This is a genomic window from Bacteroides xylanisolvens XB1A, assembly GCF_000210075.1.
In the GTDB taxonomy this organism is placed as follows: Bacteria; Bacteroidota; Bacteroidia; order Bacteroidales; family Bacteroidaceae; genus Bacteroides; species Bacteroides xylanisolvens.
Genome location: NC_021017.1, coordinates 2,758,346 through 2,775,205, shown reverse-complemented (window position 1 = coordinate 2,775,205; position 16,860 = coordinate 2,758,346). Strand labels below are relative to the sequence as shown.

Here is a 16,860-nt window from a genome sequence, read left to right as displayed (position 1 = left end):
ACTATTCATAATTATAGCTAATATCAACAATCTTCCCAATAGGCTGATCGGGATCTTCGTAAACACAAATGCTGTTTTCTTCACGAGCTACATCGCCCGCCACTGTCAATTGCAATTCGACAACTACACCTTTGTCAGCAGTATTGATACCCAACCCGAGAGACATACCTAGTTTCTCCTTATATTCGCCTATTTCCTCATCGTCATCTTCCTCTCTCACACTTTCAGGGTCCTTAAATTTAAAACTAACTATCTGTGCTGACGGATCAGTTTCATAAGTATAAAGTTCAATTGCCCTTCCGCGACCAAGATCAATGCGATATAATTTATTACCCGATGTCATAAATATAAGGTTTGCCGTATACGCGTAAGAAGCTGCAAATTTTGCTGTTTCTACATTTACTTCGGACGGTAAAGCAATCGTATACCGGGCAGCACAAATCGGATCTTCATCTTGCGCACTGAATTTAAACACAGTCAGCTCTTTTCCGTTATGGGGAGCAGCAATTGCATAAGCAAAATTTCCCCCGTTTCCTCCCGTAACAATGTCATGCACTTCTAAAGACGGATCAATCTTATTTGGATCAAAGACATTTGATTCATCAGACGACATTAAATATGTCCTGACAGGTTTCTGATCAGTCCATTTAGTTCCATAATTACGTATATCTTGAGTAGCCGAATTCGGTACCATATAATCGCTAAAACCCAGAATAGAGGAAGCAAGAAAACGATGATTTTCAGAATCAAAAAACAAATAGCCTCCTCCATACGAACCATAAGCGGAAATGGCGGGAAACTCACTTTCCTTTTTTACTGAGAATGGTACACAAAATCCATCCATAGGAGCACAATATGCTTTTCCACTATTCACAAACAATTCACCATGAGTACTCATCTTATAGAGCTCGATATTCAACGGTTCCCCTTTTCCAGTCGGTTCAAAAAGTATTTTATTCGATGGATATCTCGTTATTAAAGTACTTGGAGTCAACAAGGCCAAGTCCCGATCGGTTACCACCATTAACGCCGGACTTACTTTAAAACCAAAAAAACCCAGCATACTACTTAAAAACGAATCCCCATAGTTTTTTCTTGCACTTACCGCCAAAGGTTTTCCTTCTAACGGAAATGACTGATTCAGTTCTGATTTAAAGACATCCGGATAAACATAATATCCTTCCGGAGTACCCTCTATCGCTCCTAATACTCCCTTTCCTTCTTTTTCCTGCAATACAAACCAGCAAGGATTTAAAGGACGAATAATTGCAACTTCACCTATCTGATACCAGGTTGTTCCATTCTTTTTATCCGTAATGACCAACATCAAACCTATATTTTCGGATTCATAAGGCTCGACTGTTACTTTACATTCTTTGCCTACGGAATAATCTTTATAATCACTAAGTCTGTCCGACCCCGCTTTCTTTCCTTCGATTGTTTTCTTCCATTGAAATACAAGGTTTTTCTCATTTTGCTCCAAAGTCTGAGAAATCTCGGGTATAATTGAAACTTCGACTGCTTCCTCTTTAGGCATACGTACCTTCGTTTCAGGTATTACGATATCCATCGTATTTACATCATGATAATCGTAATCTCCCTTGTCATCGTAACAGCCTGTTTGCAATAAAGCCGCTCCGATAAAACTTACTATACAGATGATATATTTCCTCATAACGTTTCTTTTTAATCTTATTCATATTCTATTTCATCACCCTCTTCACCTAAAATCGGTGGATTTCCCTCCTCCTTATATTCTCTATAAGCTTGCTTGATTACATCAATATCTTCATCTTCCAAATCATCCCATACACGTTGACATACATCCATAATAAACATATATTTAGCATCGCTATAACTGCCAAATCCCACATAATCACTCCATTCGGTCGGTTTCAACTCCCATCTGACATTTAAAACGATTTGATTCTTTTCTACCAGACCTTTATCAAACTGATGAAGAGGGTTATTCAAATCAAACTCCAGATAACAACCATAAACATTTCTACCTGCCTCTACTTTCGGACGATTTATTTTATAATAGAATATCTGGCAAACTGTATCAAGGTCAGTATATGTATACTTGCTTTCCAATAATACATCCACTGAATTCTGATAATCATTATTCGGAGTTACTTTCACACAGAAATCACGATTCTCTTTCAAAAAATCTCCTTGTATTCTTACCTCGAAACTGTCTACAGCATAAGGTTCTTTCTTCACATAATCCGTATCAACCAAAGTACGGACATGCGTAGTGCTACCATAGAAATTGATACGAGGTGTCTGGTCATATAAGTCTATCTCGTTTTCACTGCATCCTACATAAATGCCGCAAACAAGAATAGCTAAAACAAAATATATAATACGTTTCATAATGCTTCATCATTTAGAGTTGTTTCCAAAAATATACTCGTCATCCGGCAACGTCATCTGATAATGGGCTTCAGTCATCGTTTCAATCCCACAACCATAATAAGTGCTATAATTATGCGCTTTCAAGAAATAGAAAAGTTGACCTTCCGCGAAATATTCTTTTCTATATTCTTTCATTATCTCATTAATACGTTTAGTCTGGTTTTTGTCTTCTTCCGAAGTATTATCAAGGTCATCATATCCGGTAGTCGGTATTTCATCACTATAAGAGATACCACGTGCAAAACGTACGGTATTTAACGCGTCAGCACTTTCCGATGCAGAAGGAACACATTCTGCTACAATATAATACATTTCGGGTAAGCGTATCAAAGGGATAGCGTCAGCACCGGAATAAGCATATCCGCCATTCAAAGGTTTCTGATTATATTTTCTACAAAAAACATCTGTCCGACTTGCCCCATTAATAACCTCAAACATTTCCGTATTTTTTCTCCAGTCAGTATTCCCTGCATCGGCAGTTTCATAGAAGAATTTAAATTTATCTCCATCCAGATAGAAATGTTGCTGAGTATTGGTATTCTCCATATCCATATAATTTCCAATAAGCAAATTGGAGAATTCATTGACTGTTATTCCAAAGATTTGCTCTGCGTAGCGTATGGAATTGTAATTGGAAGCAGTCTGCGATTTATACAATGTAAAATACTTAGAGGCAGCAATCACTTGTTTAGCGTACTCTGTGGCCAATCCTTTACTTTCCGCATCACCTTTGTAACAATATACACGAGCCAGCATAGCTTTAACCGCATATAGATTCATACGAAACTCACGATTGACAAGAAAATGATTTTTATCTATAAAATCTTCATCCGTCTGATCGGTAAAGAAATCAAGAGGATCACTCTCTTTCAGTAATTTTTCAGCGTCATTCAAATCTTTGAGAATAGCGTCAACCACTTCGCTGGCTGGTAAAACAGGAGTGGCATCCTTATCAAAAGCAATACGGTAGGGTATAGCTTTGGATGCAGGATGTTCTTTATAAACAGGACCGAACATACGCAACAAATCAAAGTGAAGAAAAGCGCGAAGCCCGAGTGCCTCTCCCTTCATAGTTTCATAATAGCGTTCGGTAACTAAAACATCTTTATTTTTGTCTACGTACTCCAAGAAGTTATTAATATTGGCTATGATGTTATACATCGTTGAGTAAATCCCATTCTTCTTACTCAAAAACATGTTCTCATAATCGAACACGATACTTTGGTCGAAAACAGCATTTGTATTATACCCCGGATAATCGGAATATAATCCTGCCAACTCATCCAAATAAGCATAAGTCAAGTCTCCGGCATATAATGTCGTGGTTCCCAACTTCAAATAAATACCTGTAAGCGCATCCTTAAATCCTGATTCCGACTCAAATTGCTTGTCGGTAGGAATAGAAGTCTTCGGAGATACATCCAACCAGTCGCTGCAAGACATAAGTCCCAGCATTGTTGTTGTTAATAGTATATATATTATCTGTTTCATACAAATAGGTTTTTAATTAGAAAGCAACATTCAGAGCAAATGTAAACTGACGGGAATACGGATAGTACAAACCTCTTTCGCGTTTCACTGTAGACCAATAGAAAAAGTCTTCCATATTAAACGTCACTTTAGCGGAACTCAATCCCCAATGACTAATAAATTTTGTATTAGTACGATCCATACGATAGTAAACAGACAACGAACTTCCCTGGAATATATTTTCATCCATTATAAACCGGGAAGTGGCTTTCGTTTCCAAACCGTTAGGATTAAGAATACGGAACTGTGCCTTATCACCCGGTTTCGCCCAACGTAGCTGAGTTACCCGTCGATCTACATTATATTTCAAATTAGCATTTTCCACCTTGTCAAGCAAGGTCTGATTATATACCTGACCGCCAAACTGATACCTGAAGCTGACATCTGCTCCCCAACCTCTGTATGTAAAGGAAGAATTAATATATCCTTGCCATTTAGGTTCTGTATTACCAATAGGTACTACATCATTCGCACTCCAGTTAACGGCACTCGTCATCTCCCCGTTACGTTTCAATAATATTTCATCTCCGGAAGCCGGATCAATACCTAATGAACGTACTACCCAGATACGGGAAAGAGATTCACCTTCTTCATAACGTGGCAACGGCGTATCTTTTAAATCTGATGCACTTTTATCATTTCTGTATTTCATCGCTTCCGATATTTTCAATAGTTTGTCAGTATTATGAGAACCGTTTACTGTAATTGTCCAATAAGCTTGTTTAGCAGTGTTTTTATAAGGAATAGCCGAGAGAGAAATTTCCCAACCCTTATTCTCTATCTTTCCCAGATTTTCCGGATAACTGCTGAAACCAAGAGAAGGAGCAAGACTTATATTGGCAACCATATTATCTGTTATTTTCCGATAATATTCCACACGTGCAGTAAAACGCTGATCGAAAAACCCGAGTTCCAAGGCAAGATTAGTACTTTTCGTTGTCTGCCATTTTAAACTCTCATTATGCATAGCCAAGATTTCCGAACCTGTTGCATCAGATGAGTAATAAGGAAGCAGCAAATTAGAGTATGTATAATAACCATGTGCCTGATAAGGATCAAAACCTTGCGAACCGGTCGTACCGTATGTACCCCTCAAAATGAAATCGGAAATAAAAGATACATCTTTCATGAAGTTCTCTTTTTTCAAATCCCAGCGCAATCCTGTTGACCAGAAAGGAGCCCAACGGTTATTTTTTCCAAACTGTGAAGAACCGTCCAAACGTATATTAAAGTCGAACGAATACTTATATTTATAAGAATAACCTCCGGCAGCCACCCAACCGATAGAGCGTGTTGTCCTCTCATCGCCCGTCACTTTCTCGTTATATTTCTTACCAAACAACAAGTTATCCATATTATCATTCGGGAAACCGGTCACATAGTTTCCATAAGTCTCCGAATTATTCTCCAATACACTCATGCGTGCATTAGCAGTCAGATAATGGTCTTTCAATTGCTTGTTCCAGCTTCCTGTCAAATCGATTCCCCAACTGACAGCTTCACTCTGGCTTCTGCGGTAATCACCTCTTAAGGTAGGATCGGTCACATTATCAAAAAGCGTATGTTGTGCAGGACGGAAAATATCACGATGTCCTACACTTTTGGACAAATTAAAAGCTCCTTCAAACCGTAATTCATTAGTAGGATTATATTCTACCCTGAAAAGTTCACGTACTGTGAAGTTCTTACTCTGATCTTTGCTGTTGAATGTCGTATTATACATCGGATTCAGGTAGCTCGACTCACCACCCACTCCTTCAAAATTATCAAGCCGTTTTTGTATTTCTCCGTTCTCTCCATACGGACGCAGATAAGGATTCAAGCGGGTATATTCACTAAAACTTCCCCACGGAGACTCATTAGCCACCGAATTATCCAACGTAATGCTATTCTTTAACAACACCTTTTTCAGACGATACTGAAAATCAAGTGAACCGGTCAGTACATCACGTTTGCTGTCTTTCATCACACCCGGAGAACTATTATATCCGACATACATCCGATAGCGTAAGGCTTCATCACCACCTTCCAGCGTAACCGTATGTCGTTGTTGGAAAGCTGTTTGCAAAGGCTTGTCCAGCCAATAAGTATTTACTCCTGCCAGCACTTCACGCAATTTAGATTGATAGAGCTGCCATTTTTCAACTGTTTCGCCGCCGTATGTATAAAGTCCGCTTTGCAACTCTGCATCTATCTTCTCTCTTGCATTCATCAAGTTATACCCGGTCATATCCGGAGCTTCAATACGAAGTTCCCCACCATAAGTCACCCAAATCCGTCCCGGTTTGGGAGTCTTGCTTTCGATAACAATTACTCCATTTGCCGCACGCGAACCATAAATAGCCGTAGCTGCCGCATCTTTCAACACAACGATGGAAGCAACACGGTCGGGATCCATATCAGCAAGTGTCTGTATACTGATTTCAAATCCGTCCATGATAAGCAGCGGTTGATTGGCATAGGTCTCATATTCGCCCTGAACTGCCAGCACATCATTACTGGCAGAATTTAAATCTACCGTAGCCTGTGCATTCAAATCCATATTTGCACCGCCACGCATACGCATATCAGGCAGATTATTCGGATTAGACCCCATATTGATATTATCCATGATACGAAGCCCGGGAGCGACAGCAGCTATCGCTTTAGCCACATTATTCGTACTATACTTTTTCAGTTCTTCACCCTTGATAGTAACAGCAGAACCAGTGAATCCCTCTTTCTTTCTATTAAACATACCTGTCACCACCACTTCATCGAGTGCTTTTGTATCAGACTTCATCACTACCGACATATAGGATGAAGGATTCAAGAACTGAGTCTCCAAACCTACATACGATATTCTAACCCGACTATCTTTCGAAACATTAGAAAGCTGAAAATTACCATTATTGTCCGTGATAGCCCTAATATTATTGGCATCTTCTACGATAATAGTGGCACCGATAACAGGAAGTCCGTCTTCCTCGGAAAAAACTTTTCCTTTTACTTGTGAAAAAAACTTTTTAGAATCCTCTTTTGTGATATTGATGAATTGTCCGTCAATGTGGTATTTCAACGGATTTTTCCCGATAATCACTTTCAATGCTTCATCGACTGTAGCTTTTTCTACTTTTCCGGTAGAAGTATAAGAACTGATTTCATCGTAGATAAAAAGAACTTTATATCCCGATACTTTTTCAAAACGTTTAAAAATAGAGGGTAATCCTTCATTTTTAAACTCCATTGTTATTTGCTTTTCCTTACCTGTTTGCGCTTCAACACGCCATGAATAGGCAAAAAGGAAAAACAAGAACAAGACAATGAACTTTTGTGCTTGATTCTTTTTCATAAGCCCGAATAGTTAAATAATATTTCATTCTTTTAATTATATACGAAGTTTAAAAAAGAATGGTTACCCTTAAAAGAATTTATTTTTCAGAAATATATATTTCTATTCAGATTTATGACTTTTTGCTCGTTTTTTATTCAATAATTAGTTTTCCTGTTTCAAAATGAGCATGTATCCTCTCCATTCGATTCAATAATTCAATCAAGTGAAAGATGTCTTGGTGACGATTTGCAAAGAAATGCATACGAAGATCCATAATTTTGCTATTGCGGAACTCAATATCTATATTATACCAACGCCCTATTTCTTTCATCATGTCAACCAGGGCAACATCGTCAAAATAGAAAAATCCTTCCTTCCAATATAAAAATGATTCAATGTCCACCTCGTTCACAGCAAACGTTCCGTCAGAAGAAAGCTGTGCACTTTGTCCCGGCATCATTTCAACACTATGAATTCCACAAGTATCGCTAACAGCCACTTTTCCTGTAATGAGCGTAACACGGACATCAATAGGAGAGTAGCTACGCACATTAAATTCCGTTCCTAATACGCGAACCTGTAGATTTCCACTTTTCACAATAAAAGGATGTTTTGCATCTTTAGTAACTTTAAAATAAGCTTCACCTTCCAAAGAGACGACTCTTTCTTTTCCTTTAAAAACCGTAGGGTAAGCCAGACGACTATCCGAATTCAAGAAAACTTCAGTCCCATCAGATAAAACGACTTTGAATGTCTCTCCCCTAGGAATACTTAATCTATGTATCTGTACTTTCTGCTTTCCTACTTCCTTGGTTTCTGTCTGAAGAAGAGCACGACTATAATCTATTTCTTTAGAAGACAACTGTGCAGTAGAGGAAGACGAAAGAGATTCTACCACTTCTTTTAGTGGTTTTATTTCCTTCTCATCATTCACTTGTAAAGTGACTTCTTGGGCAACATGATTGGCTTGAAACACTTGAATGATTTCCGGTTGCGACGAAATCATCATTGCACGCAAAACTAAAATTATGACAACAGTCGCCGCTACACCCGTGGCACTGGCCCACAACAGTATCCGCGTATTTTTTCTTCGATCGTTTTTAGAATGTTTATTATGAAAATCTGCCAATTCATTCCGGACATCAATTGCCAGCATATTTTGTTTTTTCTGCATTTCTATCACAATTTCTGCCAAATCAGAATATGCCTGCAAGCACTCCTCATCTTCTTTCAAATTATGCAATTGATCAGTAGTTATATGAGAACGATTCTCCATAATTTCCAGGAGTTCTTCTTCCGACTTACTTATATTTATATTCTTTTCATCCATAAATAATGTATTCAATATATATATTTACGTTTTAAAGTCTATTCCGGTTACCCTCTTGACCCAATTCTTCGCGAAGAATACGCAAAGCCTTTACTATATTCTTATGAATAGCCGCAACACTTACATTCAATTCTTCGGCCACTTCTTTATATTTCTTATTATGAATATAGCATGCTTCCAATATATGATAATTATAAGGAGTCAACTTTTCCATAGCTTTACGAATACGCAAAACACGAGAATCAGAATGTTGCGAATCGCTTTCTATCATTTTATCAGTTAATTGCGAAGTAAACTCTACATATTCTTCATGGATATTTTGCTTGCGAAGATAGTCAATGCAACGTGTACGAATGATTGTATAAAGATAAGTTTTAGCCGTCGCCTCTTCTATCTTTTCATAATTACGCCACAAATACTCAAAAGCATCACTTACGATATCTCTGCATACCTCAGCGTCATTTATAAAATAATATGCAAAATATACAAACTGTGCATACCATTCATTAAACATTTTGTCAAAAGTAGCCCTGTCATCCATTTAATATCGTATTCTTCTATTATTTTTGGCAGACAAATATACATTAAAACTTAATACGCAGTTGCATTTGCACATCTGCTTTTTTATTTCCACAGATCAAATCATTGCCCGAACCGATCTCATTCCGATCTAAATAGACTGTTTCGCCAAACTTGGTTATGAACAACCAGTGCTTATTCAGTTCATATCTGAGACGGACGCTACAGCGAAATCCACGACCTTGGAAGGACGGTGTGTAGAACGTATAAAGCAATCCGCTTTCCGAAGCATATACGCGCGAATCATAATCCTCTGTAAAAAAGTAACTGCCCTGAACGTCAGCAAACAGCCTGGCCCAAGGCAGTTGGGAGGATATCATTTGTGTAACCTGATATCCTATATTAGCAGCTCTGTCCTGAGAATGAAAATGATTATAATCTAAAGTTGTACGACTGCTTAACACATCTCCTAAAGAATAGTTCAAACGATAACGAAGTTGATGGTGAAAAATAGGAAGTGTTAGTGATCCTTTACTACCTGTCCAATCCCGTTCTTTGCGTTTATAGCGGTACTTCAGATACATGGATAGATAGCTGCGTGGAGTGAAAGTGGCTTGAAGCAATCCGTCTGTTCCGCGAGAGGGTTTATTTACTCTGTATTTTTTCCACGGAAAAGAAAATAAATCGAATGAGGCGAAGAATTTCCAATAGGCAAAAGGAGAAGTCTCCATGCCGATATAATATCCCTGTTCATTTTGTGTCGTACTTCCTTCACCAAAAGAATGGGCAAACATGGCCCAATAGTTATAAGAATAAAACCGGTGTATCAACATGATTTGAGTGTTTTGAACCGGTGAATATTGCAAACGGTTCAAAGAGGCCCAACCTTGTTTTCCGATGGCCGTCTCTCCTTGAAAAGAAAAACGATGCCAGCGGTAAGCATAATCAATCCCCAGATTATAGAAGTTGTTTCCATGAAGATTGTATTTGGAATAGCCTGTTAATTCCGGTTCGTATGGTCGGTTGAAAAGGTAGTAAATACCGGTGATACCCAGTCGAATACGGTTGTGTTGATAACTCACGTGTCCACCTGTTAATTGCATGGTGAATAGGTTCTTTTTATCCGCTTCTTTTTGACTTCGGTGCAGTCCGGTTTTATAGATAGAGGTGATTTCTCCGTCAGTGATTACTCCATCTAATGAACGGTGTGAATAGAAACCGGAAAGATCCCAATCTTTAGATAAAGCAACAGTGGCGGCCACTCCCCGAAAATAATTGTATTCATCGCTGGAAGAGTGTTTCTTTATTCCGCCACTGCGATTGTTGAAAGAAGAGGCATAAATTGTTTTTCCCATCAGATAATCAGTGCTAATCACTAATCCTTGTCCGAAACTAAGCCGATAGTTACCAATAGCTAATGCTTTTAATCGTCCACAATCTTTTAATAACAGATAAAAGGAATAATAATCATAGCCGTAGCGATTGTGTAAAGCTCCAAAAGGTTCTCCAGCATCTTTTTCAGCAACGACTCCTGCATAGAGTCGGTCACTGTATCGGAAACTGTATTTCACAGAGTTATAAACAGAAGGTCCTAAATAGGTATGTTCATAACCTTTTCGCCTATAAAATGGTATATCAAAGCGAGTTAACAGCTCATTTTTTCCATATTTCGCTGCGCTTTTCAACAGACTTTTCCACCGAAAAGCAGGTTCATTGTTAATAGCTTTTATACAGACAAAAGGTAGTAAATACTGGATTGTTTGCCTATCCATCTCTTCTACCAGTTGAAGTTCATAGATGGTTTTCATCTGTCCGTGTATATAGATGTAGGCCAGCAAATGTTCAATCTGAATATCACTAAGGAAAGGAAACTGTTCGAGTTGTTCACGGGTAGCAACATTCAAATTAACTGGTTCCTGCATACGATTGGAAAGTTCTTCCAATTCATTTTCCCAATTAGGAGTATTAACAGAGTTATCAGTTCCGTTATTAACGGATAAATCTTCAAGAACATCTTCTAAAAGACTTTCAGAAAGGTTTTGAGCACTACAAGCAGGAATTATTAACAGGCTGTTTATAATACTTATCAACCGTAAAAGTTGAATAGTTTTCATCAATAAAATGGTTTATTCTTCCTGCTTTTTAACAGATAAGGCCGCAAAGATACTTTAAATAGGTTAACATCGAAGAGAAATGTCTGAATAATAAAATTTTAATTCTATTTTTGTATCGTGAAAAGAAGGCTTAACATAGTAGTAATGACGCTGTTTGCTATTGTTTGTTGTTCGTTGCGCCTGCAAGCTCAAGATAAACAAAGCATCAATGGATATTTGGTTCCGATGTGTATCTACAATGGAGATACCATTCCATGTGTCCAGTTAAGAACTGTGTATATTTTCCGTCCGTTGAAATTCAAAAATGAAAAGGAACGCCAGGAATATTACCGACTGATCCGCAATGTGAAAAAGGTATATCCTATCTCCAGAGAAATTAACCAGGCCATCATTGAAACTTACGAATATCTTCAGACTTTACCCAATGAGAAAGCCCGCCAAAAACATATCAAACGGGTTGAAAAAGGATTGAAAGATCAATATACTCCCCGAATGAAAAAACTCTCGTTTGCACAGGGAAAACTGTTGATTAAATTAATAGACCGCCAAAGCAATTCTACCAGTTATGAACTGGTAAAAGCATTTATGGGACCTTTCAAAGCGGGATTCTATCAGACTTTTGCTGCATTGTTCGGAGCCAGTTTAAAAAAAGAATATGATCCGCAAGGTGAAGACAAACTAACGGAACGTGTAGTGTTGATGGTGGAGAACGGACAGATCTAAAATCAATCAGCTTATAAGTTTATAAACTTTATAAACTAATTGATCACTACTCAACCATACTAGTTATCATTTCAAGAATTAACAAGCTTCCTGCAAGGTATTAATTTCCGGTTTCTCAGAAGTTAATACTTGAGTTCCCAGCTATTAATACATATCATATAGGCTGTTAATACCTGAAAACTCAAGTATTAACAGCCTGAAAACGAACTATCAACAACTATAATAATAATTACCCAACACCCATAGAATCAACATGGCTCCATATAGTTATAAACAGAACATAGTTATTGATTATGAATGAATTAACTAAGCTATTAACTCATTATAAACAACTTATTAACCAATCCTGTATTATGACTATTAGTGTAACTTTTTGAACAAATCCCAAATCACAATACCAGTAGTTACGGAAACATTCAACGAATGTTTGGTACCATATTGAGGAATCTCTATACAGCCATCCGAATGGTTAATAACCTCCTGCTGTACCCCTTTCACTTCGTTTCCCATAACGATAGCGTACTTCTTGGTTTTATCCAACTGGAGCTCATCAAGCATGATGCTTCCTTCCGCCTGCTCTACAGAATAAACGATATACCCTTCATTTTTGAGGTTATCAACAGCATCAACAGCGTTATTAACATACTTCCAGTCGACAGTGAACTCTGCACCCAGCGCAGTCTTATGCATTTCAGGGTGCGGTGGGGTAGCTGTTATACCACACAGATAGATACATTCAATACGGAAAGCATCCGAAGTACGGAACACAGAACCTATATTGTGCAAACTACGAATATCGTCCAGCACTACCACCAAAGGCAGTTTTTCAACCTGTTTAAACTCTTCGGCACTGATACGGTTCAGCTCTGTTATTTTCAGTTTACGCATACGTCTTTTCTTTTATTATGTTCTTGTCCACAAAGGTAATTCTTTTCAGTTAACAAGGTGTTGATAACGGTTTAAAACCTGTCAAAACTATCGGCAAAGATTTTGAAAAATAATTCTTGCATTATTCAAAAGAAGATATAAGAGGCCTTCATTATGAACATTCCAAAAAACTAACCCAAAACTTTCTACACAGACATAAACATATTTTTCAGCACTTATCTACCTGTTTATATCCATAAAGTTTTTAACTTTGCACTTTATCAACAGGGAGTTAATAGCAAACTTCCATTTGACGGCATTTAACGATGCTTTCATTGATAATGAAGCAAGTAGAATAGGATATCTTGCCCTTTACATCAGTTCATAACCGACTCATAAAGCAGAAGTATGGACTAATAACTTATCCGGCAAGAAAAATCGTATTTATTTGCTAACATTATTAACAGGCTATCATCACCAACAAAAGATTTTTTTAAAAGGAAAGAAATAAGAATATTATTATGAATGAACTCATAAAGGCTATTAACGAGCTAAAGAAAGAAAAGAATGCAATCATTCTGGGACACTACTACCAGAAAGGGGAAATACAAGACATCGCCGATTACGTTGGCGACAGTTTGGCATTGGCTCAATGGGCAGCCAAAACGGAAGCGGACATTATTGTGATGTGTGGCGTTCACTTTATGGGGGAAACGGCAAAGGTGCTTTGTCCGGACAAGAAAGTGTTGGTACCCGACATGGCGGCAGGTTGTTCGTTGGCGGACAGTTGTCCGGCGGATCAGTTTGCACAGTTTGTCAAAGAACACCCGGGATACACCGTTATTTCGTACGTCAACACAACAGCTGCCGTGAAAGCAGTGACAGATGTGGTGGTGACTTCCACCAATGCGAAGCAGATCGTGGAAAGTTTCCCCAAAGATGAGAAAATAATCTTTGGTCCGGATAGGAATTTGGGTAATTATATCAACTCAGTTACGAACAGGAATATGCTTCTTTGGGACGGAGCTTGTCATGTGCATGAACAGTTCTCTGTTGAAAAGATTGTGGAATTGAAAGCGCAGCATCCGGAAGCGTTGGTCTTGGCACATCCCGAATGTAAGAGTACGGTTTTGAAACTGGCGGATGTGGTAGGGTCTACGGCAGCATTGTTGAAGTATGCCGTGAACCATCCGGAAAACACGTATATTGTGGCTACCGAATCGGGTATCTTGCATGAGATGCAGAAGAAGTGTCCGCAGACAACGTTTATCCCTGCTCCTCCGAACGATAGTACGTGCGGATGTAACGAGTGTAGCTTCATGCGGTTGAATACGTTAGAGAAGCTCTATGAGTGTTTGAAGAATGAAGCACCGGAAATAACGGTAGATCCGGAGGTGGCTAAGAAGGCAGTGAAGCCGATTCAGCGGATGTTGGAGATTTCGGCTAAGTTGGGATTATAAAGAAATTTGGTTTTTATTATTGTTCTTGAATGAATAACAGTTAGAAACTGTTTTAAAATAATTCAATTCTTTAAAGATAAAAAAATCCTCCCAGTTTATTAACCGAGAGGATTTTTTATTGTTGATTATTGAATCAATTATTTTTTATTTGGATTCTTCCGAACTTTGAAGCATCTGGAACAACTTATCCAACTTCGGAGCCATGATAATCTCCGTACGGCGATTCTTGCTTCTTCCTTCTATTGTTTCGTTGTCATCAATAGGCATATATTCACCGCGGCCGCTAGGCTGAATCTGTAAAGGATTTACATTGTAATTCTTGATGAGGATACGAACTACGGAAGTGGCACGGATCACACTCAAATCCCAGTTATCTTTGAATTGTACAGTATTGATCGGTTTGTTGTCCGTATGTCCTTCGATAAATACGTCGATGTCCGTCTGTTTGTTCAATACTTCGGCCAGTTTGCCGAGAGCTTCCTCTCCACGTTTATCTAGGCGGGCACTTCCTGACTGGAATAATAATTTGTCGGACATCGCTACATATACTTTTCCGTCTTTTTCGCGAACGGTCAGCTCGTCAGTACTAAAACCAAGTAATGCATCTTTTACATTACTCAAGAGATTTTGTACCTTATCATTCTGTGCCTTAATCATGTCCTGCAATTCATTGATCGTGCGTTCTCTTTCGTTCAGCTCATTTTTCTTCTGGCTCAACAGCGCATTCAGTTTTTCCTGTTCAGTCATGTTGACATTCAACATACTCTGATATTGGCGGATACTGTTCCCCATCTTGGTCGTATCACGCAAGAGGTTTTTGACTTGTGCCGATAGCTGGTTACCAACTTCGCGGGAGTTATTCAACAACCCTTGCAGACTGTCTTTGCTTGCGGTGGCTGCCATCTCTGCAAGCATGAACTTCTTTTTTGTTACACACGAAGTACACAATAGGAGCGTAAGTAAAGTAAATAAAGTAATTTTCTTCATTGTGTTTTATATTTTAAGTGGGTATGTATAATCAGCTTTGCAGAAACTCACAAAGTTTCTGTACAGCCAGTGCGCGATGGCTGATTTGGTTTTTTATATCATTTCCCAATTCGGCAAAAGTCCGGTCGTAACCTTCAGGCATGAATACAGGATCGTAGCCAAATCCGGAATCACCACGTTTTTCTTTGATTATTTCGCCTTTTATCACTCCTTCAAAGAGATACTCCTTTCCGTCCAGTATCAACGAAATAGCGGTGCGGAATTGTGCTTTACGGTTTTCTTTTCCGTCCAGTTCGTGAAGAAGTTTGAGCATATTTGCCTGGGCGTCGTGTCCTTCACCTCCTGCATAGCGGGCGGAATAGACTCCGGGAGCTCCGTTCAAGGCTTCCACTTCCAATCCCGTATCATCGGCAAAACAATCCAGATGATAGTTTTTGTAGATATAGGAAGATTTTAATAACGCATTTCCTTCCAGTGTTTCAGCAGTTTCGGGAATATCCGCTTGGCAACCGATATCATTGAGACTTAATAATTCTACTTGATCTCCCAGGATAGCGGCCACTTCTTCCAGTTTATGAGCATTATTGGTAGCAAATACAAGTTTGCGTTTCATCATCTTATTTTTTGTTTTAACAGGGTTGTTCACTACTTATCAACCGGTTATTATTTCACTTTCAGCTTATCGAATCCTTCGCCATACACACCGATAACGGAACTTTGAGAGATAAAAGCATTCGGATCAATGCGTTTTACCAAACGGAAAATTTCGAGTGACTGACGTTTCTTGGCAAGTACTACCAACACTTTCACATTGGTTTTACTGTACCATCCCGTACCGTCGAGTACCGTTACTCCCCGGTCGGCGTCTTTAATGATACGGTCGGCTATTTCATCATATTTCTTGGAGAAGATGAAAAATTGAACCGATTGACGGGCACTGTTGATAATCCAGTCGAGCACAACACCAATAATAAATAGGGTGACAAAACCGAAAATAACCCGGCGCCAATCATGAAATATAAAGTAACAGGAACTGATAATGAATACATCACAAATCATAATCATTCGTCCAAGCGATACATCTTTGTATTTATTGACGATGGCTGCGATAATATCTGTTCCACCCGTACTTCCATTGTAGTTGAAAGTGATACCGAGGCCTACACCGCACATGGCTGCACCAATAATACAGGCCATAAAATCCTGTCCTGTACCGAGCAATAGCGGCTTACCGTCCGGCGTCATATCCGGTGCTTCTACGTAATTGTTCACCACTAACTGGAATAACCAAAGCAGAAAAGTCAGCGTAAAAATAGCATAAGTCGTTTTTATACTGAATTTCGGACCCAATATCCGGATGGCAAACGTCATCAGAACTGCATTGATAATAAAGTATGACCACTGAATTGGAAATCCTGTTGCATAATAGATAATAGCTCCGATACCGGTAGTTCCTCCGGTAGTTATCTGATAAGGTAACAGGAATGCAGCCCATCCCAAAGAATAGCTTATCAATCCGAGAGTGATATAGATGTAATCTTTCACTTCTCTCATTATTTCCGCTTTTGTCAGTTTATGCATGGATTTTAAGTTCAAGTA

At 38.7% G+C, this 16,860-nt stretch carries 13 protein-coding genes; 2 read left to right on the top strand and 11 right to left on the bottom strand.

Going from position 1 to position 16,860, the window contains the following annotated elements:
- Position 1 precedes the first annotated feature (1 nt).
- From BXY_RS10960 to BXY_RS10930, 7 genes are all read right to left on the bottom strand, one after another.
- Entirely contained in the window at positions 2 to 1,675 is a 1,674-nt protein-coding gene (locus BXY_RS10960; protein ID WP_004316105.1) for a PKD-like family lipoprotein, read from the bottom strand.
- A gap of 17 nt (positions 1,676 to 1,692) precedes the next feature.
- The gene (locus BXY_RS10955; RefSeq protein WP_004316104.1) at positions 1,693 to 2,376 is read right to left on the bottom strand and encodes a DUF4843 domain-containing protein; all 684 of its coding nucleotides are present in this window, start codon (positions 2,374 to 2,376) and stop codon (positions 1,693 to 1,695) included.
- A gap of 9 nt (positions 2,377 to 2,385) precedes the next feature.
- Positions 2,386 to 3,909, bottom strand: a complete 1,524-nt coding sequence (locus BXY_RS10950; RefSeq protein ID WP_004316103.1) for a RagB/SusD family nutrient uptake outer membrane protein — start codon at positions 3,907 to 3,909, stop codon at positions 2,386 to 2,388.
- 16 nt (positions 3,910 to 3,925) lie between these two features.
- Positions 3,926 to 7,279, bottom strand: a complete 3,354-nt coding sequence (locus tag BXY_RS10945; RefSeq protein ID WP_004316102.1) for a SusC/RagA family TonB-linked outer membrane protein — start codon at positions 7,277 to 7,279, stop codon at positions 3,926 to 3,928.
- Between the two features lie 133 nt (positions 7,280 to 7,412).
- Positions 7,413 to 8,591 carry a FecR family protein gene (locus tag BXY_RS10940; RefSeq protein WP_004322647.1) on the bottom strand — a complete coding sequence of 393 codons (1,179 nt, stop codon included), beginning with the start codon at positions 8,589 to 8,591 and terminating at the stop codon, positions 7,413 to 7,415.
- A 31-nt stretch (positions 8,592 to 8,622) separates the two neighbouring features.
- Positions 8,623 to 9,132, bottom strand: a complete 510-nt coding sequence (locus tag BXY_RS10935; protein ID WP_004316100.1) for a sigma-70 family RNA polymerase sigma factor — start codon at positions 9,130 to 9,132, stop codon at positions 8,623 to 8,625.
- A gap of 43 nt (positions 9,133 to 9,175) precedes the next feature.
- Positions 9,176 to 11,224 carry a helix-hairpin-helix domain-containing protein gene (locus tag BXY_RS10930; protein WP_015531907.1) on the bottom strand — a complete coding sequence of 683 codons (2,049 nt, stop codon included), beginning with the start codon at positions 11,222 to 11,224 and terminating at the stop codon, positions 9,176 to 9,178.
- Positions 11,225 to 11,368: 144 nt separating this feature from the next.
- Between BXY_RS10930 and BXY_RS10925 the strand changes: the two genes are divergently transcribed.
- Positions 11,369 to 11,947: a DUF4294 domain-containing protein gene (locus tag BXY_RS10925; protein WP_004308443.1), complete on the top strand. Its 579-nt coding sequence runs from the start codon at positions 11,369 to 11,371 to the stop codon at positions 11,945 to 11,947.
- Between the two features lie 360 nt (positions 11,948 to 12,307).
- Here BXY_RS10925 and BXY_RS10920 read toward each other — a convergent pair whose 3' ends face one another.
- The gene (locus BXY_RS10920; RefSeq protein WP_004298728.1) at positions 12,308 to 12,835 is read right to left on the bottom strand and encodes an RNA methyltransferase; all 528 of its coding nucleotides are present in this window, start codon (positions 12,833 to 12,835) and stop codon (positions 12,308 to 12,310) included.
- Between the two features lie 500 nt (positions 12,836 to 13,335).
- Between BXY_RS10920 and nadA the strand changes: the two genes are divergently transcribed.
- Positions 13,336 to 14,274, top strand: coding sequence for a quinolinate synthase NadA (gene nadA, locus BXY_RS10915; protein WP_004298721.1), 939 nt, complete (start codon positions 13,336 to 13,338; stop codon positions 14,272 to 14,274).
- A 144-nt stretch (positions 14,275 to 14,418) separates the two neighbouring features.
- Here the strand turns inward: nadA and BXY_RS10910 are convergent, their stop codons facing one another.
- The 3 genes from BXY_RS10910 to BXY_RS10900 are packed head-to-tail and all read right to left on the bottom strand — an operon-like array spanning position 14,419 to position 16,842.
- Positions 14,419 to 15,261, bottom strand: coding sequence for an OmpA/MotB family protein (locus tag BXY_RS10910; protein ID WP_008775350.1), 843 nt, complete (start codon positions 15,259 to 15,261; stop codon positions 14,419 to 14,421).
- A gap of 31 nt (positions 15,262 to 15,292) precedes the next feature.
- Complete coding sequence (locus BXY_RS10905; RefSeq protein WP_008775349.1) at positions 15,293 to 15,874, bottom strand: non-canonical purine NTP diphosphatase; 582 nt, start codon at positions 15,872 to 15,874, stop codon at positions 15,293 to 15,295.
- A gap of 50 nt (positions 15,875 to 15,924) precedes the next feature.
- The gene (locus tag BXY_RS10900) at positions 15,925 to 16,842 is read right to left on the bottom strand and encodes a YitT family protein (RefSeq protein ID WP_008775348.1); all 918 of its coding nucleotides are present in this window, start codon (positions 16,840 to 16,842) and stop codon (positions 15,925 to 15,927) included.
- Positions 16,843 to 16,860: the final 18 nt, after the last annotated feature.

What these genes read in the sequence shown, in the direction of transcription:
- BXY_RS10960 (WP_004316105.1), bottom strand. Translation starts at nt 1,675, where the DNA reads ATGAGGAAATATATCATCTGTATAGTAAGTTTTATCGGAGCGGCTTTA.
- BXY_RS10955 (WP_004316104.1), bottom strand. Translation starts at nt 2,376, where the DNA reads ATGAAACGTATTATATATTTTGTTTTAGCTATTCTTGTTTGCGGCATT.
- BXY_RS10950 (WP_004316103.1), bottom strand. Translation starts at nt 3,909, where the DNA reads ATGAAACAGATAATATATATACTATTAACAACAACAATGCTGGGACTT.
- BXY_RS10945 (WP_004316102.1), bottom strand. Translation starts at nt 7,279, where the DNA reads ATGAAAAAGAATCAAGCACAAAAGTTCATTGTCTTGTTCTTGTTTTTC.
- BXY_RS10940 (WP_004322647.1), bottom strand. Translation starts at nt 8,591, where the DNA reads ATGGATGAAAAGAATATAAATATAAGTAAGTCGGAAGAAGAACTCCTG.
- BXY_RS10935 (WP_004316100.1), bottom strand. Translation starts at nt 9,132, where the DNA reads ATGGATGACAGGGCTACTTTTGACAAAATGTTTAATGAATGGTATGCA.
- BXY_RS10930 (WP_015531907.1), bottom strand. Translation starts at nt 11,224, where the DNA reads ATGAAAACTATTCAACTTTTACGGTTGATAAGTATTATAAACAGCCTG.
- BXY_RS10925 (WP_004308443.1), top strand. Translation starts at nt 11,369, where the DNA reads ATGACGCTGTTTGCTATTGTTTGTTGTTCGTTGCGCCTGCAAGCTCAA.
- BXY_RS10920 (WP_004298728.1), bottom strand. Translation starts at nt 12,835, where the DNA reads ATGCGTAAACTGAAAATAACAGAGCTGAACCGTATCAGTGCCGAAGAG.
- nadA (WP_004298721.1), top strand. Translation starts at nt 13,336, where the DNA reads ATGAATGAACTCATAAAGGCTATTAACGAGCTAAAGAAAGAAAAGAAT.
- BXY_RS10910 (WP_008775350.1), bottom strand. Translation starts at nt 15,261, where the DNA reads ATGAAGAAAATTACTTTATTTACTTTACTTACGCTCCTATTGTGTACT.
- BXY_RS10905 (WP_008775349.1), bottom strand. Translation starts at nt 15,874, where the DNA reads ATGAAACGCAAACTTGTATTTGCTACCAATAATGCTCATAAACTGGAA.
- BXY_RS10900 (WP_008775348.1), bottom strand. Translation starts at nt 16,842, where the DNA reads ATGCATAAACTGACAAAAGCGGAAATAATGAGAGAAGTGAAAGATTAC.